The 2,152-nt window shown below is 35.3% G+C and carries 1 protein-coding gene; it reads right to left on the reverse strand.

The annotated features are described in order from the left end of the window. Positions 1-250 precede the first annotated feature (250 nt). Positions 251-1,816, reverse strand: a complete 1,566-nt coding sequence (locus tag GHD00_RS20770; protein ID WP_163540077.1) for a bifunctional metallophosphatase/5'-nucleotidase — start codon at positions 1,814-1,816, stop codon at positions 251-253. Between the last annotated feature and the right edge of the window lie 336 nt (positions 1,817-2,152).

A 2,152-nucleotide genomic window follows, 5' to 3' on the forward strand; every position in this document is an offset into this window, starting at 1 on the left:
TTCTTTTTCACTCAAAACAGCACAGTTTTTCAGTGGCCTCGAAGAGCAGCTTCCGAAGACCCCACAGTGAACGGGTTTGGTGAGCGAGGAGGCTGAGGTGCTGCCCCCGGAAAGCGAGTATTTTTTCACAGCGTGGGATTAAGCTCTCATCGTGAAACGAGTTTTCAAAAGTTACGTCGCAATTTATGGATACTGTGCAATGAAATTTATTTTTTAGAAACAGCTTCTTTTTTAAATGGATTTGGATTTTTTAACTTTTTACTATACGGAAACTGGGGTCATATGTTGCTTCTATCTTTTTTCTTTCCAATAAATCATTGGCAATCAACTCTGTCATGTCTGTCGGGATATCCTTAACGACTTCCTTCCCCTGAAACATGGTGTAATCGCCACCGCCACTTGCTCGGTAATTATTCATCACTACATGATAACTAGTCTCTAATTCAAGAGGATGATCTCTATAATATAACTTTGTAATTCTATCACCGACTGGTTTTGCTAGATTGATTTCATAGTGAATCCCTGCCCACATATCATAATTATAATGCTGTGGTTTTGGATCGATAAAAGACGGGTTTACGATGATATTTTTCTCCGAGTCCAGTATAAAATAACTCGCCGTATACTCTAGGGCTTCTTTTATGTCTTTTCCCTTTAGCTTTAAAACTTTTAATGTATTAGGATAAATATAATTAGAAACTATATCTCGCATGGTTACCTTTTCTGGAAAGCCAGGCGACTGGTTATGAAATAAAGCTGTACAGGAAATATCAACATCAGCCACCTGCATTTGTAACTGATTAATATATGTAATAAATGGATGCCCTTTTAAACGGGCGATAAATGGATCATCTATTTTCATATCACCTACTACTACTGCCATCGGTTGATCCAACCATTCTTGGACTTCTTTTTCATTGGTCATCATAAATTTGATCAGGTTGTCATCAGGCTCTGTTCTATCGTCTACATAATGTAATGTTGGCGTAACCGACTTTATCAATACATTATTATTTTCTGTTTTAAAGTTTATAATAATTTCCCCAAGAGCTTGTCCATTATCACCAGGTTGAATGACAGGAATTCCATTGATTTCAGATGTTATAAAACGATGTTGGTGACCAGTTATAAGTAAATCAATGCCGTCTACTTCCTCGCATATTTGGTAGCCTTGATTTTCTCCAGTATGCTTTTCCGTCTTTTCCCCCGTTTCTGGATCACACTCTAAACCACCATGGTAACTCAAAATAACAAAATCAGGAGTTTCTATATCTCTTACTTTTGCCACCCACTTTGTTGCAGATTTACAGGCATCTTCAAAAACTAGATTTTTAATATTTGATGAATCTTCCCAATATGGTATGTAATGTGTAGTAATTCCAATACAAGCTATTTTCATCCCATTTATCTCTCTTATGACATAAGGCTTTCCAAAGAAAGGTTCACCTGAATATTTATCTAAAATATTAGCTGCAAGCCAAGGAAATTTAGATTGTGCAATAACCTGTTGTAAATAGTTCAGTCCATAATTGAATTCATGATTGCCTAAAACAGCTAAATCATAATCCATTTCATTAGCCGCTTGTATCATGGGGTTACCTTCATTTTGTTGATATTTGGCAAAATAATAAGTGAAGGGGCTACCTTGAATATAGTCCCCATTATTGATTAATAACACTTGCTTATCTTTCTTTAATTCATTGAAAATAGAAGCAACCTTTGCTAACCCTAGTGAAGCTTCTTTTTGATCTCGGTAGTTAGTAGGAAAAAGATAGCCATGAACATCACTAGTAACACAAATAGAAATAGATTTCACGATGCCTTGCACTCCTTTTCGTTTATTATAGAGCCATTATAGCGAAAATTTTGACGACAATGGAGAAACTTTACATTATCTTTACCTAGATTTAACACCTACTTTTCATTTATTTGGTATATTTGAATTGTTCCAAATTAAGCAATGCTGCAAGATTGCAAAGATTGCTTTCTCACAAAATGATAGCCCCTTTTTCTTTTTCGCCGATGAACATTCATCGGCTCTTTTTTTTCAAAAAACTCTACCTATTATAAAAAGAGACCTCCATTATTAAAGTGTACCCTTTGTAAAGGACATTTTAAAAAAAAGACTATGCTACATTGAGAAGATGATTCC

The organism is Gracilibacillus sp. YIM 98692 (assembly GCF_010993965.1).
GTDB lineage: Bacteria > Bacillota > Bacilli > Bacillales > Amphibacillaceae > Gracilibacillus.